24 protein-coding genes and 3 tRNA genes are annotated in these 24,264 nt (G+C 72.4%); 19 read left to right on the top strand and 8 right to left on the bottom strand.

The window, feature by feature from the left end; genetic code table 11:
* The first annotated feature begins 209 nt into the window (after positions 1–209).
* The 4 genes from AC5L38_RS34425 (at position 210) to fdhA (ending at position 4,009) form a co-directional block, all read left to right on the top strand.
* Entirely contained in the window at positions 210–524 is a 315-nt protein-coding gene (locus tag AC5L38_RS34425) for a YciI family protein (protein ID WP_495247089.1), read from the top strand.
* Positions 521–1,783 carry an RNA polymerase sigma factor gene (locus AC5L38_RS34420; RefSeq protein WP_495246978.1) on the top strand — a complete coding sequence of 421 codons (1,263 nt, stop codon included), beginning with the start codon at positions 521–523 and terminating at the stop codon, positions 1,781–1,783. The genes AC5L38_RS34425 and AC5L38_RS34420 overlap by 4 nt, the downstream gene beginning before the upstream one ends.
* Before the next feature lie 94 nt (positions 1,784–1,877).
* Positions 1,878–2,507 (top strand): maleylpyruvate isomerase family mycothiol-dependent enzyme, encoded by a 630-nt coding sequence (locus tag AC5L38_RS34415; RefSeq protein ID WP_495246977.1) that lies wholly within the window; start codon positions 1,878–1,880, stop codon positions 2,505–2,507.
* Between the two features lie 278 nt (positions 2,508–2,785).
* Complete coding sequence (gene fdhA, locus AC5L38_RS34410; RefSeq protein ID WP_495246976.1) at positions 2,786–4,009, top strand: formaldehyde dehydrogenase, glutathione-independent; 1,224 nt, start codon at positions 2,786–2,788, stop codon at positions 4,007–4,009.
* Between the two features lie 18 nt (positions 4,010–4,027).
* Here the strand turns inward: fdhA and AC5L38_RS34405 are convergent, their stop codons facing one another.
* Positions 4,028–5,410: an APC family permease gene (locus tag AC5L38_RS34405; RefSeq protein ID WP_495246975.1), complete on the bottom strand. Its 1,383-nt coding sequence runs from the start codon at positions 5,408–5,410 to the stop codon at positions 4,028–4,030.
* The gene (locus AC5L38_RS34400; protein ID WP_495246974.1) at positions 5,386–5,733 is read right to left on the bottom strand and encodes a hypothetical protein; all 348 of its coding nucleotides are present in this window, start codon (positions 5,731–5,733) and stop codon (positions 5,386–5,388) included. Before AC5L38_RS34400 ends, AC5L38_RS34405 begins: the two co-directional genes overlap by 25 nt.
* A gap of 102 nt (positions 5,734–5,835) precedes the next feature.
* Here AC5L38_RS34400 and AC5L38_RS34395 point away from each other — a divergent pair, with 102 nt between their 5' ends.
* Positions 5,836–6,615, top strand: a complete 780-nt coding sequence (locus AC5L38_RS34395) for a FadR/GntR family transcriptional regulator (RefSeq protein WP_495246973.1) — start codon at positions 5,836–5,838, stop codon at positions 6,613–6,615.
* Positions 6,616–6,666: 51 nt separating this feature from the next.
* Here the strand turns inward: AC5L38_RS34395 and AC5L38_RS34390 are convergent, their stop codons facing one another.
* Positions 6,667–7,161 carry a ribosomal protein L7/L12 gene (locus AC5L38_RS34390; RefSeq protein ID WP_495246972.1) on the bottom strand — a complete coding sequence of 165 codons (495 nt, stop codon included), beginning with the start codon at positions 7,159–7,161 and terminating at the stop codon, positions 6,667–6,669.
* Between the two features lie 298 nt (positions 7,162–7,459).
* Between AC5L38_RS34390 and AC5L38_RS34385 the strand changes: the two genes are divergently transcribed.
* The 5 genes from AC5L38_RS34385 (at position 7,460) to AC5L38_RS34365 (ending at position 13,033) form a co-directional block, all read left to right on the top strand.
* Complete coding sequence (locus AC5L38_RS34385) at positions 7,460–8,566, top strand: BMP family ABC transporter substrate-binding protein (RefSeq protein WP_495246971.1); 1,107 nt, start codon at positions 7,460–7,462, stop codon at positions 8,564–8,566.
* A 1-nt stretch (position 8,567) separates the two neighbouring features.
* Positions 8,568–10,289, top strand: coding sequence for an ABC transporter ATP-binding protein (locus AC5L38_RS34380; protein WP_495246970.1), 1,722 nt, complete (start codon positions 8,568–8,570; stop codon positions 10,287–10,289).
* The gene (locus AC5L38_RS34375) at positions 10,286–11,551 is read left to right on the top strand and encodes an ABC transporter permease (RefSeq protein WP_495246969.1); all 1,266 of its coding nucleotides are present in this window, start codon (positions 10,286–10,288) and stop codon (positions 11,549–11,551) included. The genes AC5L38_RS34380 and AC5L38_RS34375 overlap by 4 nt, the downstream gene beginning before the upstream one ends.
* Positions 11,548–12,462, top strand: a complete 915-nt coding sequence (locus tag AC5L38_RS34370) for an ABC transporter permease (protein ID WP_495246968.1) — start codon at positions 11,548–11,550, stop codon at positions 12,460–12,462. The genes AC5L38_RS34375 and AC5L38_RS34370 overlap by 4 nt, the downstream gene beginning before the upstream one ends.
* 103 nt (positions 12,463–12,565) lie before the next feature.
* Positions 12,566–13,033, top strand: coding sequence for a VOC family protein (locus AC5L38_RS34365; protein WP_495246967.1), 468 nt, complete (start codon positions 12,566–12,568; stop codon positions 13,031–13,033).
* Between the two features lie 91 nt (positions 13,034–13,124).
* Here AC5L38_RS34365 and AC5L38_RS34360 read toward each other — a convergent pair whose 3' ends face one another.
* On the bottom strand, positions 13,125–13,490 hold the full coding sequence (locus AC5L38_RS34360) for an ArsR/SmtB family transcription factor (RefSeq protein ID WP_495246966.1): 366 nt from the start codon (positions 13,488–13,490) through the stop codon (positions 13,125–13,127).
* A gap of 174 nt (positions 13,491–13,664) precedes the next feature.
* Here AC5L38_RS34360 and AC5L38_RS34355 point away from each other — a divergent pair, with 174 nt between their 5' ends.
* The 3 genes from AC5L38_RS34355 (at position 13,665) to AC5L38_RS34345 (ending at position 16,597) form a co-directional block, all read left to right on the top strand.
* On the top strand, positions 13,665–13,859 hold the full coding sequence (locus AC5L38_RS34355; protein WP_495246965.1) for a DUF1918 domain-containing protein: 195 nt from the start codon (positions 13,665–13,667) through the stop codon (positions 13,857–13,859).
* 80 nt (positions 13,860–13,939) lie between these two features.
* The gene (locus AC5L38_RS34350) at positions 13,940–14,917 is read left to right on the top strand and encodes an aldo/keto reductase (RefSeq protein ID WP_495246964.1); all 978 of its coding nucleotides are present in this window, start codon (positions 13,940–13,942) and stop codon (positions 14,915–14,917) included.
* Between the two features lie 411 nt (positions 14,918–15,328).
* Complete coding sequence (locus AC5L38_RS34345; protein WP_495246963.1) at positions 15,329–16,597, top strand: helix-turn-helix domain-containing protein; 1,269 nt, start codon at positions 15,329–15,331, stop codon at positions 16,595–16,597.
* Here AC5L38_RS34345 and AC5L38_RS34340 read toward each other — a convergent pair.
* Positions 16,539–17,510, bottom strand: a complete 972-nt coding sequence (locus tag AC5L38_RS34340; RefSeq protein ID WP_495246962.1) for an alpha/beta hydrolase — start codon at positions 17,508–17,510, stop codon at positions 16,539–16,541. The two genes, AC5L38_RS34345 and AC5L38_RS34340, sit on opposite strands and share 59 nt — an antisense overlap.
* 722 nt (positions 17,511–18,232) lie before the next feature.
* On the opposite strand from AC5L38_RS34340, the gene AC5L38_RS34335 reads away from it, so the two are divergent.
* From AC5L38_RS34335 to AC5L38_RS34325, 3 genes are all read left to right on the top strand, one after another.
* Positions 18,233–18,304, top strand: a tRNA-Gly gene (locus AC5L38_RS34335).
* Between the two features lie 120 nt (positions 18,305–18,424).
* A tRNA-Pro gene (locus AC5L38_RS34330) sits at positions 18,425–18,497 on the top strand.
* 73 nt (positions 18,498–18,570) lie between these two features.
* Positions 18,571–18,643 (top strand) — tRNA-Leu (locus AC5L38_RS34325).
* 50 nt (positions 18,644–18,693) lie between these two features.
* On the opposite strand, the gene AC5L38_RS34320 is transcribed toward AC5L38_RS34325, so the two are convergent.
* Together AC5L38_RS34320 and AC5L38_RS34315 are read right to left on the bottom strand one after the other, a co-directional pair.
* Positions 18,694–19,197, bottom strand: a complete 504-nt coding sequence (locus tag AC5L38_RS34320) for an NUDIX hydrolase (RefSeq protein ID WP_495246961.1) — start codon at positions 19,195–19,197, stop codon at positions 18,694–18,696.
* Between the two features lie 133 nt (positions 19,198–19,330).
* On the bottom strand, positions 19,331–19,621 hold the full coding sequence (locus tag AC5L38_RS34315) for a hypothetical protein (protein WP_495246960.1): 291 nt from the start codon (positions 19,619–19,621) through the stop codon (positions 19,331–19,333).
* A 252-nt stretch (positions 19,622–19,873) separates the two neighbouring features.
* Here AC5L38_RS34315 and AC5L38_RS34310 point away from each other — a divergent pair, with 252 nt between their 5' ends.
* Complete coding sequence (locus AC5L38_RS34310) at positions 19,874–20,869, top strand: isopenicillin N synthase family dioxygenase (protein WP_495246959.1); 996 nt, start codon at positions 19,874–19,876, stop codon at positions 20,867–20,869.
* A 91-nt stretch (positions 20,870–20,960) separates the two neighbouring features.
* Here AC5L38_RS34310 and AC5L38_RS34305 read toward each other — a convergent pair whose 3' ends face one another.
* Positions 20,961–22,244 carry an ROK family protein gene (locus AC5L38_RS34305; RefSeq protein ID WP_495246958.1) on the bottom strand — a complete coding sequence of 428 codons (1,284 nt, stop codon included), beginning with the start codon at positions 22,242–22,244 and terminating at the stop codon, positions 20,961–20,963.
* Between the two features lie 243 nt (positions 22,245–22,487).
* On the opposite strand from AC5L38_RS34305, the gene AC5L38_RS34300 reads away from it, so the two are divergent.
* Together AC5L38_RS34300 and AC5L38_RS34295 are read left to right on the top strand one after the other, a co-directional pair.
* Complete coding sequence (locus tag AC5L38_RS34300) at positions 22,488–23,801, top strand: ROK family protein (protein ID WP_495246957.1); 1,314 nt, start codon at positions 22,488–22,490, stop codon at positions 23,799–23,801.
* Between the two features lie 275 nt (positions 23,802–24,076).
* Positions 24,077–24,264, top strand: a 188-nt coding sequence (locus AC5L38_RS34295; RefSeq protein WP_440087978.1) for an ATP-binding cassette domain-containing protein, incomplete at its 3' end; no start/stop codon positions are given.

Genomic DNA, 24,264 nt, shown 5'->3' with positions numbered 1-24,264 from the left:
CGGCGGCTCACGGGAGGGAACGCCAAGGGCGGGGCCGCGCCCTTGGCGGGCGAAAGATCCTGGGCGGAGCTGTCCTTTTCGGGTGTTCCTGTTCGTCGGGTCGGTGGAGCGGCACCATGGGTGCGGCACCACGAGGACCACCAGGACCACCAGGGCCACCAGGGCCACCAGGGCCACGGGGACCCCGAGAAGGAGGACGCGTGAAGTACATGTTGCTGATCTGCGGTGACGAGTCCGCGGCGGCGCACGCCCAGGACGGCTGCGGCGGATGGAGCGAGGAGATGGAACGCCGCGGGGTGCTGCGGGGCGGCGCCGGGCTGCGGCCACCGGCCGACGCCACGACCGTGCGGGTACGCGACGACGAGGTCCTGCTCTCCGACGGCCCGTTCGCCGAGACCAGGGAGCAGATGGGCGGCTTCTGCATGATCGAGTGCGCCGATCTCGACGAGGCCATCGAGATCGCCTCCAGGCACCCGGCCTCCGGCTACGGCTCGATCGAGATCCGGCCGCTCCTGCCGTCGTGACCGGGACCGGGACCGGGGCCGGCCTGACGGGCGAGGTCGAGGTGGCGGTCGCCCAGGCGTTCAGGGACGAGTGGGGCCAGGTCGTGGCGACCCTGATCCGGGTCACCGGCGACTGGGACCTCGCCGAGGAGTGCGCGCAGGACGCGTTCGCGCTGGCCCTGCGGCGCTGGGCCGAGGACGGGGTCCCGCGCAGGCCCGGCGCGTGGCTCACCACGGTCGCGCGCAACCGTGCCGTCGACAGGCTGCGCCGCGAGGCGGTCGGCGCGGCCAAACTGCGAGAGGTGGCCGCCATGTCGTACGAACCAGCGTCGGAGGAGGACGGCGGCGTGCCGGACGACCGGCTGCGGCTGATCTTCACCTGCTGCCACCCGGCGCTGGCGCTGGAGGCCCGGGTCGCGCTCACCCTGCGCACCCTTGCCGGGCTGACCACCGCGGAGATCGCCAGGGCGTTCCTGGTCGGCGAGCAGACGATGTCCAAGCGCCTGCTCCGGGCCAAGCTGAAGATCAGGCACGCCGGGATCCCGTACCGGGTGCCGCCCGCGCACCTGCTGCCCGAGCGGGTACCCGCCGTGCTGGGCGTGCTGTACCTGCTGTTCGGCGAGGGATACTCGGCCACGGCGGGCGCCGACCTGCTGCGGCGCGACCTCAGCGCCGAGGCGATCCGGCTGGCCCGCGTCCTGACGCGGCTGATGCCCGACGAGCCCGAGGCGGCGGGGCTGCTCGCGCTGCTGCTGCTGCACGACGCCCGCGGCGCCACCCGGCTCGACGCGGCCGGTAACCTGGTGACGCTGGAGGAGCAGGACCGCGGCCTGTGGGACACCTCGGCGATCACCGAGGGCGAGGAGCTGCTCGGCCGTGCCCTGCGGCGCGGCAGGCCGGGCCCGTACCAGGTGCAGGCCGCCATCGCCGCCTGCCACGCCACCGCGGCCGACGCGGCCGACACCGACTGGGCCCAGATCGCCGCGCTGTACGGGTGGCTCGCGCGGTTCACGCCCTCCCCGGTGGTGGAGCTGAACCGGGCGGTGGCGGTGGGGATGGCCGCCGGACCGGCGGCGGGGCTGGAGCTGGTGGAGGCGCTGCGGGAGTCGGGGGCGCTGGCCGGATACCACCTGCTGCCGGCGACCCGGGCCGACCTGCTGCGCCGCCTGGGCCGCTCCGCCGAGGCCGCGGACGCCTACCGCGAGGCGCTGGAGCTGGCGGCGACCGACACCGAACGCCGTTATCTCGGCCGCCGGCTCGCCGAGGTCGCCGGTTCGTAGTCCCAGGGTGTCCGTCGGCGCCGGGCTCGTTCGTCGGTGGAGCGAGCACCTTCCCGGAACTCCCGGGACTCTGGAGAGAAGGACACCGATCGACATGACGACGGAGAGTGAAGTCAGGAAGGCGATCGCCGCCGAACGCCGCGACCTGGCGGACGTGCTCACCGCCCTGCCGGAGCGGAGGTGGGACGAGCCGACCCTGTGCGCCGGGTGGCGGGTACGGGAGGTCGTGGCCCACATGACCATGCCGTTCCACTACTCGACCCCGCGCTTCGTGATCGAGATGCTCAGGTCGCGGGGAAACTTCGCCAGGATGGCCGACCGGTGCGCCCGGCGCGACGCGGCCGCCCTGTCGTCCGGCGAGCTCGCCGCGCTGCTGAGGGACAACGCGGACTTCGCGTGGAAGCCGCCGGGGGGCGGGTTCGAGGGCGCGCTGACCCACGAGGTGATCCACGGCCTGGACTTCACCGTGCCGCTGGGCCTCGACCGGCACGTCCCCGAGGATCGGCTGCGCATCGTCCTGGGAGGCTTCGAGGCGGAGAAGAGCCTCAAGTTCTTCGGGGTCGACATCCGGGGAATCGAGTTGCGTGCCGATGACGTCGACTGGTCCATCGGGGACGGGACGCCGATGTACGGGGCGGGGCAGGATCTCATCCTGGTCCTGTGCGGCCGGAAACTGCCGGAGGGACGTTTGCGCGGCGAGCCGAGCCACCGGTTCGTCGCGTAGCGGTCACCCGTCCGCCGGGCCGGTCCGTACCGGGGTACGGACCGGCCCGGGGGCGGGCGGATCATGATCCGACAAGAGGCGGATCACGATCCCGGATCCCGGATGGGGATGGCTCCCCGATATCGCCGTGACCAGCAGGTATATGGTTAAAAAAGGTGAGAAATCACTCTTGGTTCGGACTTGGTGGTCACAGTCCCCCTCACGTCCCCTCGCGAATGATGGCCGCCCGCTCCGTCGGCGTCGCGCGGAAGGGCACCACGAGGAGACAGGAGGCCGTCATGCCGAGTAACAAAGCCGTCACGTACCAGGGGCCGGGCAAGGTGGAGGTCCGGGAGATCGACTATCCCGCGTTCGAGCTCAAGGAGGGGCCGGGGGTGCCCCCGGCCAACGTGGGCCGCAAGGTGCCGCACGGCGCGATCGTCAAGACCGTCGCGACCAACATCTGCGGCAGTGACCAGCACATGGTCCGTGGCCGCACCACCGCGCCCGTCGGCCTCGTCCTCGGCCACGAGATCACCGGCGAGGTCGTCGAGACCGGCCCGGACGTGGAGTTCACGAAGGTGGGCGACCTCGTCTCGGTGCCCTTCAACATCGCCTGCGGACGCTGCCGCAACTGCAAGGAGGGCAAGACCGGGATCTGCGAGAATGTCAACCCCGACCGGCCGGGCGCGGCGTACGGCTACGTCGACATGGGCGGCTGGGTCGGCGGGCAGGCGCAGTACGTCCTGGTGCCCTACGCCGACTGGAACCTGCTAAAGTTCCCCGACAGGGACCAGGCGATGGAGAAGATCCTCGACCTGGCCATGCTCACCGACATCTTCCCCACCGGCTTCCACGGCTGCGTCACAGCCGGAGTGAAGCCCGGGTCGACCGTCTACATCGCCGGCGCGGGCCCGGTCGGGCTCGCCGCGGGCGTCTCGGCCTTCCTTCTCGGGGCGGCCGTGGTGATCGTCGGCGACCTGAACAAGGAACGCCTGGAGCAGGCCCGCAGCTTCGGCTGCGAGACCGTCGACGTGTCGCGGGGCGAGCCGAGGGACCAGATCGAGCAGATCCTCGGCGAGCCGGAGGTCGACTGCGGCGTCGACGCCGTGGGCTTCGAGGCCCGCGGCCACGGCGGCGACTCCGGGAGGGAACAGCCCGCCACCGTGCTCAACTCGCTCATGGAGGTCACCCGCGCGGGCGGCGCGCTCGGCATCCCCGGCCTGTACGTGACCGGCGACCCGGGCGCCCACGACGAGGCGGCGAAGCGTGGGGCGCTGTCCATCCGGCTCGGCCTCGGCTGGGCCAAGTCGCTCACCTTCAGCACGGGCCAGTGCCCCGTCATGCGCTACAACCACTACCTGATGCAGGCGATCCTGAACGACAGGGTGCAGATCGCCAAGGCGGTCAACGCCGTGACGATCCCGCTGGACCAGGCGCCCCAGGGGTACGCGGACTTCGACCAGGGCGCCGCGTCCAAGTTCGTGCTCGACCCGAACGGCGTGCTCGGCACGACCGGCTGACCCGGAGCACGCCGCCGGCTACCAGAGCGGGCGCGGGCCGTCGCCCGCGCCCGCGGTGGCGGGCGCCTTCTCGGCGAACTCCAGGTCGGGAGGCGGTCGCCGGAACATGCGGGTGAGGCAGGCGAGATAGATCACGCCCAGGCCGAGCCAGATCAGGCCGAGGGTGACGGCGTGCGCGTCGAGGCGGCTGAGCAGCCACAGGTTGACCCCCGCCCCGATCGTCGGGACCAGGACGTAGGGCACCACCCCCGGCGCCCGGCCCGCCCGGCGTTCCCTGACGTAGTGGGCGATCACGCTGAGGTTGACGAAGGTGAAGGTGGTGAAGGCGCCGAAGTTGATGAACGACGTGGAGGTGGTCATGTTCAGCCACAGCGCGATCAGGCCCGCGGCGCCGGTGATCACCAGGCCGAACACCGGCGTACGGCTCACGGGGTGCAGGTGGCCGAACACCCTGCGGGGCAGCACCCCGTCGCGCCCCATCGCGTACAGCAACCGCGAGGTGCTGGCCTGTGCGGCGAGGCCGGAGGCGAACTGGGCGACGACCAGGCCGGCCAGGAAGACCGCGCCGAACAGGCTGCCGCCGACCAGCCTGGCGATGTCGAAGGCCGCCGAGGAGGAGTCCTCGAAGATACCGCCGGGATGCACGAGCTGCGTGAAGTACGCGACCACGATGAAGATCACGCCACCGGCGAGCGCGGTCAGCAGGATCGCCCGGGGGATCGTCCTGCCCGGCTCGACGGTCTCCTCCGCGAGGGTGGTGACGGCGTCGAAGCCGAGGAGGGCGTAGGCGGCGATCGCGGCCCCCGCCGCGACGCTGGAGATCGTGGTGGCCCGGTTGTCGAACGGCGCCAGGTCGAACAGCGAGGCGGGCCCCCACGAACCGGCCACGTAGCCGATCGACAGCAGCACGAAGAAGAGCAGCACCGCGATCTGGAAGGTCATCAGCAGGAGGTTCACCCGGGCCGCGATCTTGATGCCCATCAGGTTGAGCACGGTCGTCACGACGATGAACAGGACGATCCACGCCCACGAGGCGACCTCGGGGAACTGCGCCGACAGGTAGGCGCCGCCGATCAGCCAGATGACCATGGGCAGGAAGAAGTAGTCGAGCAGCACCGCCCAGCCCACCAGGAAGCCCGCCCGCGCGTCGATGGTCCGCCGCACGTAGGTGTAGGCCGATCCGGCGATCGGGTAGACCGCGGCCATCTTGCCGTAGCTGAAGGCCGTGAACAGCATGGCCACCAGCGCGAGCGCGTACGCGGCGGCGGTCGTGCCCCCGGTGGTCTCGGCCACGAGGCCGAAGATGGCCAGGACGATCAGCGGCGTCAGGTAGGCCAGACCGAACGTCACGACCTCGCCGAGCGTCAGAGCACGCCTCAGGACAGGTCCGTTGGATGACATGGCGAGGTTCTTCCCGAAGAGTCACCCTCCGCCGGAGTCCAGCGGGAGGGGTCGATCCGTCCCTGGTAGAGGGGGAGGTCTGTCGGCCTGTCGGCCTCGGTGAACCGGTTCCGCTCCAGCGGCTCCGCGGACGCCTCCGGCTCGGCGGCCCGCTCGCCCGCCGTGGTGCGCGTGCCGTGCGGGTGGAGTTCGGGAAAGACGGCGAACCGCACCCCGGGAAAGCCCTTGGCGAGTTTCCCGACCTCTCGCGCGAAGCCCGCGACCTGCTCCCCGGCCTGCCGGGGAACCGCCTGGGCGAGCGCTGTGGAGAGGGGACGCGACATGGCACACCTGCTTCCCGGCTAGGCACTAAAAAATATATCATTATGAGCATTTAATGCAATTTCGGTCATTATGATCTGTTTTTTGGCGAGTACGGTGATGGCATGTCGTCCGGCAGCCCCCTCATCGTGCTCAAGGCCCCCGCCCTGGTCGGCATCCGGCGCCTCAACGCGCTCGACACGGTCCGTGCCCGCATCGCGATGGCCGTCGAGCTGGACCTGCTGAAACCCGGGGAGCGGCTGCCGCCCGCGGGGGAGATCGCCCGCGCCCTCGGCGTCGGGGAGATCACCGTACGCAGGGCACTCGTCTCACTCTGCGACCAGGGCATCCTGGAGCGGCGGCGCGGGCGCGGCGGCGGCACCCTGGTGTCCGAGCGGCCCCCGCCCGGCGGGGTGCGCGAGATCGAGGCCTACCGCTCGGCCGCCGCCGACGTCCACCGGCTGATCGACCAGCGGCTTCTCCTGGAGTGCGGCATCGCGCACCTGGCCGCGACGCACCGGGGCCCGCGGCGGCTGGAGGAGCTGGAGCGGCTGGTGACCGACATGGACCAGGCCTCCAGCTGGGCCGAGTTCCGCACCCACGACGAGCGCTTCCACCTGGGGGTGGCCGAGGCCACCGGCCTGCCGTCCGCGGTGGAGCAGTACGGCTCGGTCGTCCGGGAGCTCTACCGCTACTACCTGCCCTTCCCCCTGGACCACCTGCGCGAGTCCAACCGCGGGCACGCCGAGCTCGTCGCCGCCCTGGCCGCGGGCGACCCGCTGAAGGCGGTCGAGGTCACCCGCCGCCACGTCGAGGTGCTGCACCGGACCATGTTCGTCGGCGTCGGCGTCGGCAGTGACGGCGGTGACGGCGGTGTCGAGGACCGGCCGGCCGGACCGGACTGAGCGCCCAGGGGCCGGAAACCGGGCTCGGAGACGGGGGAGCCGAGGGAGGGCTCAGAGAGCCTCGACGAACAGCTGGGCCTCACGTTCGCCCATGCCGGTCTCACCGCACACCAGGTGGACCGCCTGCTCGGCATGCCCGGCCGCCTTCAGCTCACGTACGCGAGAGGCCAGGTCGGGACCGGTGACGGCGATGCCGCCGGCGCCCGGCGGGATCACGGGACCGGCGGGACGGAAACGGGCCATGAGGGGGTGGCTCCACAGGTCGTGTCCCATGGCCACGGCGTCGACGACCGCCTTGGACTCCGCCAGGCCGAGCCCGGTGTACTTGCGCAACTCCTTGATCGCATGGATCTTCTGCCCCTGGCGCGTCAACCTGGTGACGGCCTCGTGCAGCCCCTGAGGCGTCGGCGCCATGACGGGCGCCGGGCCACCCGAGGCCGCCCGGCCGATCTTCAGGGCCGCCACGACGGCACCGATGACGACCGCCAGGACCACGGCGAGCAGAACGACGATGATCAGCAGCTCAACGGGCCCGAGGTTCGGCATGCCCGCATCGTACGCCGGATCCGCGCGGGTCGTCAGGGACGGAGACGCGCCGGGGCCGGAGAGGGAGGCCCGGCCGGAACCCGCCGGGCGGTGGACGCGAAGGGTGACGGCGGCTGTTAAATGGCAGCGTCCGAACGGCGGCGTCCCGAACCGCCCGCAGGGCGCCCGTACACCCCGACCGAGCTTCGTCTCCCCCGAACCGTCCGCGGCACGCCCGTAGACTCCCGCCCGCGACCAGGCATCGTTCCCCGCCCGCGCCCCGTGGGCGGCGCCCGCGCATCAGATCGAGAGGATCGTCATGGCCGCATACCATCGACCGGGCCGGGTCACGGCCGCGCTGACCGCCTGTCTCACCGCGGTGGCACTGGCCGGGTGCGCGAGCGGCGACGCCACGGCACCCCGGGCCGCGCCCCCCGCCCCGGCCGGCACCGCGGCGGCGGACGGCGGCACCGTGCTCGCGGGCCAGCCGGACGTCAACGGCGACGGCAAGGTCGTCATCGGCGTGCTGAGCCCCGGCGACATCAACGACAAGGGCTACTACCAGAGCTTCGTCGACACGGCGGAGAGGTTCGCCACCTCGAAGGGCTGGACGATCATCAAGCGCGGCGGCGTCAACACCAGCGAGGCGCTCAACGCCGCGCGGGCGCTCTGCCGGCAGAAGGTCGACATGGTCGCCCTCGGCGCCGCGGACCTCAGGGACGCGATCCCCGCCGCCGAGGAGCCGGTGTGCGCGGGCACCGCCTGGTACGTGCCCTCGTCCGACAACGTCCCGCAGACCCCGAGGATCATGCTCTCCACCGACGAGGCGGACCAGAGCCTGCTGGCCGCCGGGTACGCGGCGGGCCTGCTCATGAAGGAGAAGGGCATGACCAAGGCCGGGTTCGTGACCGGCCCCGAGGTCGACTTCACCACCGCGGCGGCCAGGGCCTTCAGGGCGGGCATCCGGCTGGTGGTCCCCGAGGCCACGCTGACGGTCACCTACAGCGGCGACCTCAACGACTCCGCCAAGGCCAAGGAGGCCACCCAGGCCCAGATCAGCCAGGGCGTCAAGGTCGTCTACCCCTACCTGGGCGGGGCCACCGACGCGTCGGCGGAGCTGGCCGACGCCAACGGCGTGCTCACCCTCACCCCGGGCACCGACCGGTGCGCCTCCACCCGGCCCACCTTCGACGTCTCGGTGCTCTTCAGCCCCGGGGACTACTTCGGGGCCGCGCTGGAGGAGTTCGCCGCGGCGAAGCTGCGGATGGGCGTGGAGAGGGTCTGGAGGCTCGGCGTCGACCCGTTCCCCACCGTGAGGATCTGCGAGCCCACCCCCGAGCAGGAGGAGAGGCTGGAGGCGTTCATCGCCGACGTCGGCAGCGGGAAGATCGACCCCAAGGCGGAAGTGAAGAGGCTCGGTTCCTGACATGACGGAAGACGGACCGGCGAGGGATCTCCCCTCGCCACCGGTGCCCGCGCTCCGGCTGCGGGGGGTCGGCAAGCGCTACGGTCGGGTCGTCGCCTGCGACGCCGTGGACCTCAGCGTGTACGGGGGCGAGATCCACGGCCTGCTCGGCGAGAACGGGGCCGGCAAGTCGACGCTCATGAAGATCCTGATGGGGCTCGTCCGAAGGGACTCCGGGACCGTCCTGCGCCACGAGGAGCCCGTCGAGATCGGCGGCCCGAGGGAGGCGGCGGCGCTCGGCATCGGCATGGTGCACCAGCACTTCAGCCTGATCGACCCGCTGACGGTCTGGGAGAACGTCATCCTGGGCGACACCGGGAGGATCGACAGGGCCGCGGCCCGCGACCAGGTGCGGGAGATCTCCCGGCGCTACGGCCTGCCGGTCGACCCGCTGGCCAGGGTGGCGGGGCTCTCGGCGGGGGAGCGGCAGCGGGTCGAGCTGATCAAGTGCCTGCGCGCGGATCCCGCGGTGCTCATCCTCGACGAGCCGACGTCCGTGCTGACCCGGGCGGAGTCGGCCGAGCTGTTCGGCGTACTGCGCCGCGTGGTCCGCTCGGAGGACCGCGCGGTCATCCTGATCAGCCACAAGCTGGACGAGATCACCGCGGCCACCGACCGGGTGACCGTACTGCGCGGCGGAAGGGTCGTCTTCCGCAGCGCCACCGCGAGGACGGACCCGCGAGAGCTGGCCAGGCGGATGGTCGGCGGGGAGGTCTCCCCGGGCCCCGAGGCCGCCGCCCCCGGCCCGCCGGTCGAGCCCTCGGGAACGGGTGAGCCCGCCGAGTCCACTGAGTCCGTGACGGGCGAGGACGAGGCCGGAACCGGGAGAACCACGGCGGGCAAGACGGCGACCGGAGAACCCGCGGCGGGCGCGGCGAGCGCGGAAAGGGCGGGTGTCCCGGTGCCCGCGGCAGTGGAAAGGGCGACCGCCCCGGCGCCCGCGGCACCCGCGCTGCGGCTGCGCGGCCTGACCGTCACCGTCGGTGGCGTGCCCGTCCTGTCCGAGCTCAGCCTGGACGTCGCCCCCGGTGAGATCGTCGGCCTGTACGGGGTCGAGGGCAACGGCCAGTCGGCCCTGGGCGACCTGCTGTCCGGGCTCGTCGTACCGGACTCGGGGTCGGTCGAGGTCTCCGGCCGCCCGGTCGAGCCGGACCGCCCGGGGGCGCTGCACGCCGCCGGGCTCGGCATCGTGCCGGAGGACCGGCACGGCTCCGGGCTGGTGCTGGACATGAGCGTCGCCGAGAACCTGGTCATGAAGTCGCTGGACGCCGTGAGCGGCCGGGTGTTCCTCGACCGCGGAAGGGCGCACGCCCTGGCCCGCCGCCTGGTGGTCGAGTTCGGCATCGTCACCCCGTCGACGGACACCCCGGTGCGCGACCTGTCGGGAGGCAACCGGCAGCGGGTCGTGCTCGCCCGCGAGCTCTCGGCCCGTCCGGCGGTCCTGGTCGCGGCGCGGCCCTCGTACGGGCTGGACGTGGGCGCCACCGAGGACATGTACCGGCGGCTGCGCGACGTCGCGTCGGGAGGGGTGGCCGTGCTGCTGATCTCCACCGAGCTGGAGGAGGTCATGACGCTGACCTCCAGGATCGCGGTGATCTCCTCGGGGAGGATCACCGGCGTCCTGCCCACGGAGGAGGCCACGGCCGAACGGCTCGGAATGCTACTGGGCGGGGTCCCCGCGTGAACGAAACCCCCCGGGACCGCGCCCCGGATCCTGAAAACCCGGCCCGCGACCTCGCCCGGAACGCCGAGACCCCGGCCCTGGACCCCGCCCGGGACAGCGCCCGGGACCTGTCAGGCCGCCGCCTGCTCGCCCTTCTCGTCCCCGGGCCCGGCGCGTCCGGCTGGAAGACCGGCCTGGCGACCGTCGCGGGTGTGGTCGTGGCGCTCGCCCTGTCGTCGCTGCTGATCGCCGTGACCGGCGGTTCCCCCCTCGCGTCCGTACAGGCCCTCTTCCAGGGCAGCGTGGCCGACCGGGCGGCCTGGACCTCCACCCTGCTGTACGCGGCGCCGCTGCTGCTCGTCGCCGTGGGCGCGTGCGTCAGCGCCAGGTCCGGCGTGTTCAACATCGGCCAGGAGGGCCAGGTGCTCGTCGGCGCCCTCCTCGCCGCCTGGGTGGGGCTGCGCCTGGCGGTCACCGGCCCGGCGCTGCTGGTGGTCGTGCTGGCGGTCGCCGCGCTGGCCGGTGGCGCGTGGGCCGGTCTCAGCTCGCTGATGTACCGGCTGCGCGGCGTCGACGTCGTGGTCAGCACGCTGCTGATGACCTTCGTCGCCCAGCAGCTCGTCGCGTTCGCGGTCAACACGCCGTGGCTGCTGCGGGAGACGCGGGTCGGCGACGCCGTCGTCGCGCCGCAGTCCAACCCGTTGCCGGGGAGCGCCCTGCTCGGCTCGATCGGTGAGTACCCGGACCTTCAGGTCAACGGGGGCCTGCTGATCGCGCTGGCCGGAGCCGTGATCGTCGCGGTGGTGGTCGCCCGCACCCGGTGGGGGTTCCGGCTCACCATGCTCGGCCTCAACCCGATCGCCGCCAGGCACGCCGGGGTGCGCGTCGGCGCGCTGGGCGGCGCGGCGCTGGCGATCTCCGGCGCCTTCGCCGGGCTGGCCGGGGCCGTGCTGCTGACCAGTCCGGTGGGCGTCCACCGGCTGCAGCCCGGTATGGCGATGGGCATCGGCTGGGACGGCCTGCTGGTCGCCCTGGTCGCCCGCAACCGGCCGTCGCGGGCGATACCCGTCGCCCTGCTGTTCGGCGTGCTTCGCTCCGGCGGCGGCTTCCTCGCCGCGACCGGCGTGCCCCCGTTCGTCGTGGACGTGGTCAAGGCCCTGCTGGTGCTGGCCTTCGTCGCCCCGCCCGCCGTCCTCGCCGCGATCCGGCGCCGCGGGGCCGGTGTCCGCGGCGGACACACCGGGCACCGGTCCGCGCCCGTCGCCGAGGGGGCCGCCCTGTGATCGCCGCGGACGACGTCTCCACCATCCTGTCCAGCGGGGTACGGCTCACCGTGCCGCTGGCCTTCGCGGCGTGCGGGGAGTATCTCGCCGAGCGGGCCGGTGCCATGAACATCTCCGTCGAGGCGATGATGCTGGGCGCCGCGTTCGGCTCGGTCGCCACGGCCGGTGTCACCGGCAGCGCCACCGCCGGGCTGGTCGCGGGCGTGCTGATCGGGCTGCTGGTCGGCCTCGTCCACGGCAACCTCTCCCACCGCCTGGAGATCAACACCTTCGTGGTCGGGCTGGTGCTCAACGCCCTCGTCCTCGGGCTGACCGGCTACCTGATCACGGTCAGCGACTTCGACTCCCACCAGGTGTCGCAGGTCAGCGTCCCCTGGCTGCGCGACATCCCGCTGATCGGCGCCCCGCTCTTCGTCGAGCGCTGGCCGGTCTACCTGCTGATCGTCATCGTCCCGCTGACCTGGTGGCTGGTCGAGCGCAGCAGGTGGGGTCTGGAGCTGCGGGCGGTCGGCGAGCATCCGCGGGCCGCCGACGTCACCGGCATCCGGGTCGACGCGCGCCGCCGCCAGGCACTGCTGTGGTGCGGCGCGCTGGCCGGGCTGGGGGGCGCGTACCTCGCGGTCGGCGAGGTCGGCTCGTTCAACCAGAACATGACGGCCGGTCGTGGGTACATCGTCATCGCGGCGGTGATCTTCGGCGGCTGGCGGCTGGGACGCACCCTGCTCGGCTGCGCGCTCTTCGGCCTGGCCGACGCCATGCGCCTGGCACTGCCCGCGCTGGGCCTGACGCTGAACTCACAACTGCTCATCGTGGCGCCGTACCTGGTGGCGCTGCTCGCGATGCTGCTCTTCACGAACCGGCGCCGCGAACCGGGGGCGCTGGGACGGCCCTTCGAAAGGGGCTCCACCTGAGCCCCGGACACCGAGAACCGGTGCATGCCGACACGAACCAACATGGAAGGGCATATATCGATACAGAACATCCGAACCTGCGTGGAGGAAGCGGAGGATCTTCATGAGTGACCTGACGACGGCACGCTGGACGCACCTCGCCCTGCCCACGGGCGATCTCGACAGGGCGATCGCGTTCTACACGTCGCTGACGCCGCTGGTGGTGGTCGAGCGCTTCCAGGACGCCGACGGCGAGAGCGCCTGGCTCTCCAACGACGGGCAGGCCGAGACCCCGATGGTCCTGGTGCTCGTCTCCTTCGACAAGGACAGGGGGAGGGAGCTGGGGCTGCTGACGCCGTTCGCGCACATCGGCGTCGAGGTGCCCGAGCGCGCCGACGTCGAGGAGATCGCCGAACGGGCGCGCGAGCTGGGCTGCCTGCACTGGGAACCCCGCGACATGCCCGGCCCGGTCGGCTACATCTGCGCCCTGAAGGACCCCGACGGCAACGTCGTCGAGATCTCCCACGACCAGCGGGTGTTCGCCACGGTGCGCAGGCTGTGGGCCGACCCCTCCCGAACGGGGAAGTCCTGACCCCGCTTCCGAGGGAGGGGTCGAGGAGGCGAAAGGGAGTCAGGGGCCGAGGGGGCGAAAGGGAGTCGGGGGTCGAGGGGGCGAAGGGGAGTCAGGGGCCGCCCGGGGGCGGCGGGCTCTCCGCCTCCCTGAGGCGACGCTCCCGCTTCCCCCGCGCGATCTCGGTGCCCAGGGCGTCGAGGCGCTGGTTCCAGAAGTGCCGGTAGCGGTCGAGCCACCTGTCCACCTCCAGCAGCGGGGCGGGGTCGACGGCGTACAGCCGCCGGGTGCCCTGGGCGCGCACGGTCGCGAACCCGTTGTCGCGCAGCACGCGCAGGTGCTGGGAGACGCCGGGCTGCGAGATCCCGAACTCCTCCTGCACCACGGCGCTGATCTCACCGGCCGCCCGCTCGCCGTCGGCGAGCAGCTCCAGGATCCGGCGCCGGACCGGATCGCCGAGAACGTCGAGCGCGTGCATAACCTCACTGTCTCAGGATCGGCTTATATAAGTAAAGTCTGAAGCCGACGGGGCGGTCCGGTCGGCTTACCGCGCCTCTGACCTGGACGAATGTGCCACAGGGTGATGCCATGGAAGGGGAGGACGGCCGGAGAACCGGCACTCCGCTGACCCGGGCTGATCCAGGAGGCCACAGTGAAGGCAACCGTAGGCGACAAACTGATCGTGGAGAGCGCCCATGACGGCGCTCCCCGCAAGATCGGATTCATCATCGAGCTGCGCAACGAGGACGGAAGCCCGCCCTACGTGGTCCGCTGGGAGGGCGACGAGCACGAGAGCCTCGTCTTCCCCGGTCCCGACGCCCACGTGATGCCGAGCGTGTCGGGGTAGCTTCCGGGGACCCGTCCCGCCGACCCGCCGCCCTGGGTGCCGGTGACTCCCACCGCGTCGTGCGGGCTACGATCGCTGATGTGGAACAGCGCGAATTGGGAAGAACAGGCAGGCGGATCGGCGTCGTCGGGCTCGGCGCGTGGCAGCTGGGGGCCGACTGGGGTGAGGTCGGCGAGGACGAGGCCCTGGCCACCCTCGACGCCGCCGTGGACGCCGGGGTCACCTTCGTCGACACCGCCGACGTGTACGGCGACGGGCGCAGCGAGCAGATCGTCTCGCAGCTGATCAAGGCCAGGCCGGGACTGACCGTGGCCACCAAGATGGGCCGCCGCGTCGCACAGGAGCCGTCGGCCTACACCCTGGACAACTTCCGGGCGTGGACCGACCGCTCCCGCGCCAACCTCGGCGTCGAGACCCTGGACCTGGTGCAGCTGCACTGCCCGCCCACCCCGGTCTACGCGACGGACCGGGTCTTCGACGACCTCGACACCCTCGTCCAGGAGGGCCGCGTGGCCGCCTACGGGGTGAGCGTGGAGACCTGCGACGAGGCGCTGACCGCGATCGCCCGGCCGGGCGTGGCCACCGTGCAGATCATCCTCAACGCCTTCCGGCTCAAGCCGCTGGAGAAGGTGCTCCCGGCGGCGGCCGAGGCCGGGGTCGGCATCATCGCCCGCGTACCGCTGGCCAGCGGCCTGCTGTCCGGCAAGTACGACGAGTCCACCGTCTTCGGCGCCGACGACCACCGCACCTACAACCGGCACGGCGAGTCCTTCGACGTCGGCGAGACCTTCTCCGGGGTCGACTTCGCCACCGGCCTGGAGGCGGTCCGCCGCCTGGCCCCGCTGGTGCCGGCGGAGACCACCATGGCGCAGTTCGCGCTGCGCTGGATCATCGACCAGCCCGGTGTCTCCGTGGTCATCCCCGGTGCCCGCAACCCCGCCCAGGCCCGCGCCAACGCGGCCGCCGCCGCCGTGGACACGCTGCCCGAGACCACCCTCGCGGGCGTACGGGAGATCTACGACGAGCTGATCCGCCCGCAGGTCCACCAGCGCTGGTAGCCCCGTAGCCGGTAACGGCAGCGGTAACGGCTCGAAACAGGCCGGTCCGGCCGGGAACGACAACCCGGCCGGACCGGCGCCCTTCCGGCTCCGCCCCTTCGGCCCGGAGTTCTCCAAGGTCCGCCACGGGCGCGGGTGTGACGACACCTCCCCGCGCCGGCCGGGACCGGTTCCAGGCATACGGCCCCCGGCATACGGCCCCGGCTCCTCTCCAAGCGGCCGCAGCTCAGCGACTCCCAGGCCGCGAACTACACGCCGCAGAGGTATCTGGCCGGCTCGGACGGCTGGAACCCGGCCGGCTGACCGCATCTCTCTCCGTCCCGCTTTTTGTCTGATATGCCGCTTTAAATGCTTTATGTCTGATATGTGCATTTCTGGCCGGGAGTGCGGGTGGCGACCTAGGGTGGAGCCGTGCAGGGACTACTGCTGCGGCTGTCGGCGCTCGACTCCGACGCGGAGAGCGCCGTCCGCGTCATCGCCTACTTCGACGTGCTGGTGCGGAACCACGCCGGCGTCCCGGTGCTGCTCCAGGCCACCGCGCGCCTGGCGCAGTGCCCGGTCGGGCTCGTCGACGCGGTCACCGGCAGGCGGACGCGGGTCGTTCCCGGCGGGGTGCCCGAGCCGTGCGAGGAGCCTGCCGGCCCGGTGATCCACCGTCGGCTCGGCTCCGAGCTCGGCGCCGTGTGGATGGAACGCGAGGGGACGGCGCACGGCCTCGACGAGATCGTCCTGGAGCGCTTCGCGGGCGCGGCGGAGGTCACCCTGGAGCGGGCCGCCGCCCAGGCCCAGGCCGGCACCGACCCCGCCCTGGTGGAGCTGGTCCTGTCGGCCGACGCCGGCGAGGCCGAGCGGGCACGGGCCCTGCGGCTGCTCGGCTTCGCCCCGGCGGCCCCGCTCCAGGTGCTCGCCGTGCTCGCCGGCGACGATCGGGAGGGTCACGGCCACGACGGGGCCGATGGGGGCGGGGGCGCTGGAGACGACGGGGGCGACGGGGGCGGGGGCGCTGGAGACGACGGGGGCGACGGGGGCGGGGGCGCTGGAGACGACGGGGGCGACGGGGGAGCCGTGGCCGCCCGGCTGCGGTTCGCCGGCCGCCACGTCCGCGCCGCCCGGCTGGGTGACACCGTGGCGCTGCTGGTCGGCCCGGCGATCGACGGGCCCGGCGAGCTGCCCGGGACGCCCGGCACCTGGCGCGTCGGCGTCGGGCCGGAGACGCGCGGAGCAGGGGCCGCCGAATCCTGGGCGGCGGCCCGCACCGCCCTGCGCTTCACCGGCCCGCACCCGGCCGACCGGGTGGTCGAATGGGCCGGTCTCGGCGCGCTGGCCCTGCTCGCCACCCACGTACCGGACGAGGAGATCGCCGCCCTGCCCGACGTGCGAGCCGTCGAGGAGCTCGCACGCCGGCCGTACGGCACCGAGGCGCTGGAGGCGGTGCGCGCGCTGTGCGCGGAGGGCACGGTCCGCCGGGCCGCCGTCGCCGTGCACCTGCACCACAGCTCGCTGGCCGCCCGCATCGCGCGGGCGGAGGCCGTCCTCGGCTTCTCCCTCGCCGACTCCGCGGGCCGGCTCAGGGCGCACCTGGCCATGCGGCTGGTGCGGCTGGTGCGGCTGAGTCCCGCCGTCAGTGAAACAGGGCCCGGCGCAGCGCGACCACCCGCTCGGCGGCGGCCCGGCGGCTGATCTCCGCCTCGGGGATCATCGCGTCGAAGCCGTGGAAGGCCCCCGGGTAGAGGTGGAACTCGGTGGAGACGCCCGCCCGCACCAGCCGCAGCGCGTAGTCGAAGCACTCGTCCCTGAAGACCTCCAGCTCGCCGACGTCGATGTACGCCGGGGGCAGGCCCGACAGGTCGGCCGCCCTGGCCGGGGCCGCGTACGGGGAGACGTCGTCGCCGCCCGCCCGCTCGCCCAGCAGCGCCTCCCAGCCCAGCAGGTTCGCCCCCCGGTTCCACACGACCGCCTCGGCGAACTCGTGGCTGGAGGGGGTGGTGTTGCGGTCGTCCAGCATCGGGCAGATCAGGAGCTGGAACACCAGAGCCGGGCCGCCGCGGTCGCGCGCCAGCAGCACCGTGCCCGCGGCGAGCCCGCCGCCCGCGCTGATCCCGCTCACCGCGATGCGCTCCGGGTCGATGCCCAGCTCGGCGGCGTTCTTGGCGGTCCAGACCAGGCCCGCGTAGCAGTCCTCGACCGGCGCGGGGTCCGGGTGCTCCGGCGCGAGGCGGTAGTTGACCGAGACGACCACGCATCCCAGCTCGGCGGCGTACGCGTTGAGGCGCGAGTCCTCCATCTCGACGTCGCCCATGATCATTCCGCCGCCGTGGATCCAGTACAGGCCGGGGACGGCGCCCCGCTGCCCGACCGGCCGGTAGATCCGCAGCCGGATGTCGGGGTCGCCGTCGGGGCCCGGGACCGTCCGGTTCTCGATCGTGACCCGCTCGTCCGGCGCGAGCGGGGCCATCGCCGCACGCGCCGCGTCCGCCTGGAGCCGCAGGCCGGGCAGGTCCTCCAGTCGCAGGGCGCCGAAGTCCGCGACGGGCAGGGGGCTCGCCTCCAGGACGGCGGCCAGGCCGGGATCGATATTCGGATGAAGTGCCATGTCACTCACCTAACCAGAAGAGGGGGACGCCGGTTCGCGCGATCGGCCCTTTCCACCGATCATGTGTGAGCCCGGCCTCCCTCACAACCGCAAGGTGGCCGCGATGAGGGCCCCGCCGCCCGCCAACCGGCGGACGGTCCCGGCGGATCCTGCGGGCCCTCGCGATGGCGCCCACGACGGCGACCGAGGGCGTCGGCGTGCGCGGGTACGGATCCGGCTCTCCGGGATCCGCGACGAGAAGGTCGCAGAACCGGGCCGGGCCGTCGTGGCCGCCTCCGGTGAATTCCACACGGGCCACGAGAAAACACCGCCGACGGAAAAGGTGGATAAAACCATTGGCATCGGAGGCCGCCTTTGCCCTTCAATGGAGAAAGGCCGGAGCGACCGCTCCGCACCTGGAGAGGAACGACAGTGAAGCACGGCGCATCACCGGTGTGGCGGGAAGGGCTTGAGGCGTTCCCGCTGCTGGACAGCGGTGTCCTGGTCCTGGGACGGCCAGGTGGATAGCCCTCGCGAGGGAAACCACCGAGCCGCCCGAGACACCGGTCCAGGCGGCTTCTCCATTTCCGGCACCTGGTGACAACGCTCTGATCGCGGCGGGCGGAAGTTCGTTCTCCCGCCCCCGACAAATGAAAAGCGCAGCGCATTGTGAACGCGAATTCGTTCACGTCCTCTCCCTGGAGGGCGCGAAAGGATTCACCCCGGGACATCCCGGGAGGCACGCCGCAGAGGCCGAATCGGTAAGGCAGCCGGCTTCCACCCGGCAGGACGGGGTTCGAACCCCCGCTGCGGCTCTGCCCTCGCGAGAGCGGGGCATGGGACTGGGACTCGGCGAAGGGAGTGGCGACCCCCGCCCGGTCGGCAGGCCCGCGACGCGTCCGGTACGGCCCACGCCAACCGGGCCGGACGCGTGACGGAGCGTAGCTCAGGAGGGAGAGCATCCGGCCAGGGACCGGAAGGCCGCAGGTTCGAGCCCTGCCGTTCCGACGACACGAGCAGTGCGAGCAGTACGAGCAGTGAAAGCGACATCGTGACACCGGCGTGCCGTGAGGCACGCCCGGCCGCTCTGGCCCAACGGCAGAGGCGCCAGGTTCAGGACCTGGTTGTTCAGGGTTCGAATCCCTGGGGCGGCACGCGAAACGGCGGTGACCGGCACACCCGTGCCCGCCCCGGCGGCCTGGCACTACTCGTCGTGGGGCCAGGGCAGCAGGAGGGGTTCGGCGGGGAGGTCACCGGCCAGGAAACCGGGCAGCAGGGTTCCCAGGTCGAGAGGGAAGATCGTTTCCCCGGTGGTGAGGAGGTCGTGCCGGGACCACCAGCGGTGCGCCGAGATCACCGAGCGCTCCAGCTCCTCCTGTCCCGAGGCGTCGACGGTGTGGCCGTCGACGCGCAGGAGGAAGAACGAGTCGACCGCGGCGACCCGGACGTCGCCGAACCAGACCAGTCCGGAGGAGCGGGCCACGACGGGTCCCAGGCGCTCTTCCGTGACCTCCAGGCCGGTCTCCTCGCGCAGCTCGCGGACCGCCGCGGCGGTCAGTGTCTCGCCGTCGTCCACTCCTCCGCCCGGCGTGATCCAGTAATGTTCGGCGGGCCGGTGCGCGGGAGCCCGGTACCGGAACAGCAGGAGGCGGTCGTCGGCGTCGACCAGCAGGATCCGGGCACTGGCACGTGAGATCGGGTCGGTCACGTCCCCGATCGTAGAAGATCGTGGAACGGGGCACTCCGCCTCGTGGCCTGCTCCTCGCGGGCCGGTTACCGGCGCGAGTTCCCAACGAGGGTTCCCGGCGCGAGTTCTCAGCGGGAGTTCCCGGCGGGAGTTCTCAGCGGGAGAGACGGCGCGACGTCTCCGCGATCAGCTGGAGCACGACCGGTGCGAGGTCCGGCCGCTCCTGGAGCATGCCCTCCAGGCGCACCCGCCAGGCCGCGGTCTCGGCTAGCCAGGCGTCCTCGCGTTGCAGGCGCAGGCGCGTCATGGAAAGCCTCGTCTGGTGGGTGACCCCGAGGGAGCGCCCGACCATGTCGCTGAGCCACCAGTAGACGTTGTCGTCGGCGGCGTTGACGAAGGCGCGCGCACCGTCCCAGGCCACGCGCGGATGGTGAACGACGGTCATGGCCGGACCGTACGCCCGGCCCCGCCGTCCCGCAAGACCCCGGCGACCCCGCGACGGCCGGTCCGGCCGCTCCAGCGGGTCCGACCGGCCTGACCGGCTCGGCTCGCGCGGTCGGTCCCGATCGGTTCGGCTCACGAAACCGGTCCCGATCGGCTCGACTCGCGGACCCGGTCCCGATCGGTTCGGCTCGCGCGACCGGTCCGGTCGGTTCGGCCGGTCCGATCGGGACCGGGGGGTGGCGGGAGCGGATCGATGGGTGATGATGGCCTGGTGGAGCGGCTACCGGTGATCGATGTCAGTGCCCTGGTGCGGGACGGGTCCCGCGCGGAACGCGAGCGGGTCGCCCGCGAGATCGAGCGGGCCTGCCGCGACACCGGGTTCTTCTACGTCTCCGGCCACGGGGTGCCGTCGTCACTGCTCGACCGCCTCGACACCGCCGCGCGCCGCTTCTTCTCGCTGCCCCCCGAGGTGAAGGCGGAGATCTCCATGGAGCGGGGAGGCCGTGCCTGGCGGGGGTTCTTCCCGGTGGGCGGTGAGCTCACCTCCGGCCGTCCCGACCTGAAGGAGGGCGTCTACTTCGGGGCCGAGCTGTCCGAGGACGACCCCCGCGCCCGGCTGCCGCTGCACGGCCGCAACCTGTTTCCCGCCCAGGTGCCCGAGCTGGGCGAGGCGGTCCTGCGATACCTCGACCGGCTCACCGGTCTCGGGCAGTCCGTCATGCGCGGCGTCGCGCTCAGCCTCGGGCTGGCGGAGGACTACTTCGCCGGCGGCTACACCGCCGACCCCACCGTACTGTTCCGGATCTTCCACTACCCTCCGGCCCCGCCCGGCGCCGACGGGTGGGGGGTGGGGGAGCACACCGACTACGGCCTGCTCACCCTGCTGGCCCAGGACCGCAACGGAGGACTCCAGGTGCACGCCCGCAGCGGCTGGATCGAGGCCCCGCCGATCCCCGGCACCTTCGTGTGCAACATCGGCGACATGCTGGACCGGCTCACCGGCGGCTTCTACCGCTCGACGCCGCACCGGGTGCGCAACGTCAGCGGGAACGAGCGACTGTCGTTCCCGTTCTTCTTCGATCCCGCCTGGGACGCGGAGGTGCCCCCGCTGCCCTCGCGGGAGGCCGTCGGCGGCGGCCGTGCCCGCTGGGACGGCCAGGACCTGCGCGCCTTCACCGGAACCTACGGTGAGTATCTGCTGGCCAAGGTCTCCAAGGTCTTCCCGCGGTTGCGGGAGGACGTGCTCTGACCCTTTCCGGGAGAGCCGGGAGAGCCGGGAGCGCAGGGAGCGCAGAAAGAACCGCGAGTGCCTTCCACGGACACGGAGAGGACCGCGCGCGTCAGGCGCCGGAGGGCTGCGGCGCGGGCCGCATGATCGCGGTGGGATCGTTGACGATCTGGTTGATCACCACGTTCGCGGCACCCCGGGAGGCCGCGCCGAAGCCGTGGTCGGAGGCGACGAACCGGCAGCGGGCGGCGGGGCCCGCGACGACCAGGCGCTCCAGCTCCGCCTGCGCGAAGGGGAGCATCCAGTCGGCCAGGGTGGCGAAGTAGCCGCCCACGACGATCACGCGCGGGTTGAAGAGGTTGACCAGTATCGAGCCGCCGAGCCCGAGCCAGCGGCCGGCCTCCGCGACCGCGACCAGCGTCTGCCGTTCACCGGCGGCCAGGTCGCGGGCGATCTCGGCGACCCGCTCCTCGGGGTCGGGCACCGGGCCGGAGCCGGGTCCGTACGCCCGCTCGGGGGTCGCCATGCGCACCAGCGCGGCCAGGCCGACCTTCGTCTCCCAGCAGCCGAAGCGCCCGCAGCCGCAGCGCCCGCCGCTCGGGTCGACCGGCAGGTGCCCGACCTCGCCGGAGAAGCCGTCCGCCCCGCGCAGCAGCCTGCCGTCCACGATGATGCCGCCGCCCACGCCGACCTCGCCGGTGAGGTAGACCATGTCGGCCGTACCGGCCGCCACCCCGGAGGTGTACTCGGCGAGGGCGGCGAGGTTCGCGTCGTTGTCGACCGTCACCGGCACGCGCAGCGGGCCCAGGGCGGAGGACAGCCGGGCGGCCAGCGGCACGTCGTGCCAGTCGAGGTTGGGGGCGAAGGCCACCACCCCGTGGTCGACGTCGACCAGGCCGGGGACCGCCACCCCGATGCCCGCCGGGGTGGCCCCGGCGCGCGTCATCTCCTCGATGGCCTCGCGGGCCGTCAGGCCGAGTTCGCGGAGCGAGTTGCCGGAGCCGCTGCCCGCCGCGTCGAAGCCCAGGCGGCGGTCGACCAGGACGTTGCCCCCGAGGTCGACGCCGTGCACGGCGATGTAGTCGACGTTGAGCTCCAGCCCGAGGGCGCCGATGTGCGCGCCGTGCAGCGCCACCGCCCGCCGGGGGCGGCCGACCGCGCCCGCGTGGTCGACGCCCACCTCCTGGACCAGCCGCCGGTCGAGGAGCTCGACCATCAGGTTGGAGACGGTGGCCCGGTGCAGGCCGGTGGCCTCCGCGATGTCGGAGCGCGAGGTGGACCCGTGCTCGCGCAGGTGGCGCAGGACCAGGGAGAGGTTCGTCCGGCGGAGCGAGGCGTGGCCCGCGGCCTGGGGCGTTCCGCCCACCGTGCGGGCCTGGTGCTGCTCCTGGATCACGCGGTCACCTGGCTTTTATTTGTCTCGGATAGAAATTAATTGGATTTGTAACACAGAGGTGTCCTGCCGCGCACCACGAGCCCGGTAACAACTCGATATCTGTCTCCAGCTGTGCCGTAAGCGGGCAAACGGGCATCCATGTTACAAAAACGTTACGCATATCGAAACGTTTCGAACCTTGCGCCCGCCTCGGAACTGAGCCTTTAATTCGGCCAGTCATGCAAATTAATTGAGGGGAGTGACGTGCACCGTAGCTGGACCGGCAGTCGCAACGGCGGTTCGACGAGCTCGAACAGGTCGGCCGGTACCCCCGCCGACCAGGCCACCGTGCGCCGGTCCAACCTGTCCCTGGTGCTGCGTCACGTCAGCGAGTACGGCCCGCGGTCCAGGTCGGTCGTCGCCACGGAGACCGGCCTGAACAAGACCACGGTCACCAGCCTCGTCAGCGAGCTGCAGGCCCGCGGCCTCCTCAAGGAGATCGGCCCGCAGCACGCGGGCGCCGTCGGCCGCCCCGGGCTCGCCCTGGCGCTGGACGGCTCCGGTGTCGGCGCCCTCGGCCTCGAGGTCAACGTCGACTACATCGCCGCCTTCGCCACCGACCTGGGCGGCAGGGTGCTGATCGACCGGCGGGTGAGCTTCGACGCCATGGGATGCGACTCCGAGCGCTCCCTGACGGAGCTGGCCCGGGTGATCGGGGAGGCGATGGCCGAACTCGACCTCCTGGAGGTCAGGATCGCCGGGATCACCGTGGCCGTCCCCGGTCTCGTCGACACCGCGACCGGCGTCGTGGACGTCGCCCCCAACCTCGGCTGGTACGGCGTCCCGGTGGCGGAGTGGCTCGTACGCGCCGGAGTGCCCCCGAACGTGCCGATCAGCGTGGACAACGACGCCAACCTGGCGGCCCTCGCCGAGTTCACCGGAGGCGTCGCCTCCGGCACCTCCGATCTCGTCTACCTCACCGGCGAGGTGGGCATCGGCGGCGGCGTGATCTCGGGCGGGCGCCTGCTGAGCGGCGCCGACGGCTTCGCCGGCGAGGTGGGCCACGTCATGGTCGACCCCTCGGGCGAGCGCTGCGGCTGCGGCCGGATCGGCTGCTGGGAGACGAAGGTCGGCCTGGCCGCGCTGGTCCGGATGGCCACCCCCGACCACGCCTACGGCATGCACGACGGGGTGATGCGCGACCCGGAGGAGCGGCTGGCCGAGATCGAGCTGCGCTGGGCCGCCGGCGATCCCCGGGTCGACCTGGCCATCGGAGAGGTGGGCCGCTGGCTCGGGCGCGGCTCGGCCACGCTGGTCAACCTGTTCAACCCGCGCGTCATCGTCATCGGCGGCTACTTCGCCAAGCTCGCCGACCGGCTCATCCCGGTGGCGCAGGCGGAGCTGAAGCGGCTGGGCGTGGAGGGATCCGTCGCCCGCTGCGAGTTCGTCGCCTCCGATCTCGGCTTCGGCGCGGCCTCGCGCGGCGCCGCCGGGATCGTCACGGAGAGGGTGCTCTCCAACCCCACCGCCATCGATGTCCGCCTGGCGGCACCGGCGTCCGAGAGGGAGCGCGAATGAGACGCCATACCTCGTGAGAACCCGGTATCGCCCCCCGAACATCCCGTCCGTCCGGCCGGAGAACCGGATTCGTGACGCCGTCGTTCACGCCGACCTCGGCGGCGCCACGCTGGTGCTGTCCGGCCCGGCCGGACGGGCGGGATCCCCTTCTCACCCTCTCGTCGAAGCCCCCTGCTTCGCCGGAGCACACCCCTTCACCGAAGCTCGCCCCCTCATCGAAACCCGCAGCGAAGTTCCCATCGAGATCCTGCCGTAAAGATCCACGGAGGCCCCCCATGCCGGAGCCGTCAACCGACTCGGCACCCCTCCTCGTGATGCGAGGAATCGTCAAGCAGTTCCCCGGCGTGCGCGCCCTCGACGGCGTCGACCTGGAGGTCCGCGCGGGCGAGGTGCACTGCCTGCTCGGCCAGAACGGTGCCGGGAAGTCCACTTTGATCAAGACTTTGGCGGGCGCTCACCAGCC

The sequence above is a fragment of the Streptosporangium nanhuense genome (genome assembly GCF_059358815.1).
This window is presented reverse-complemented; position numbering and strand designations above follow the sequence as displayed.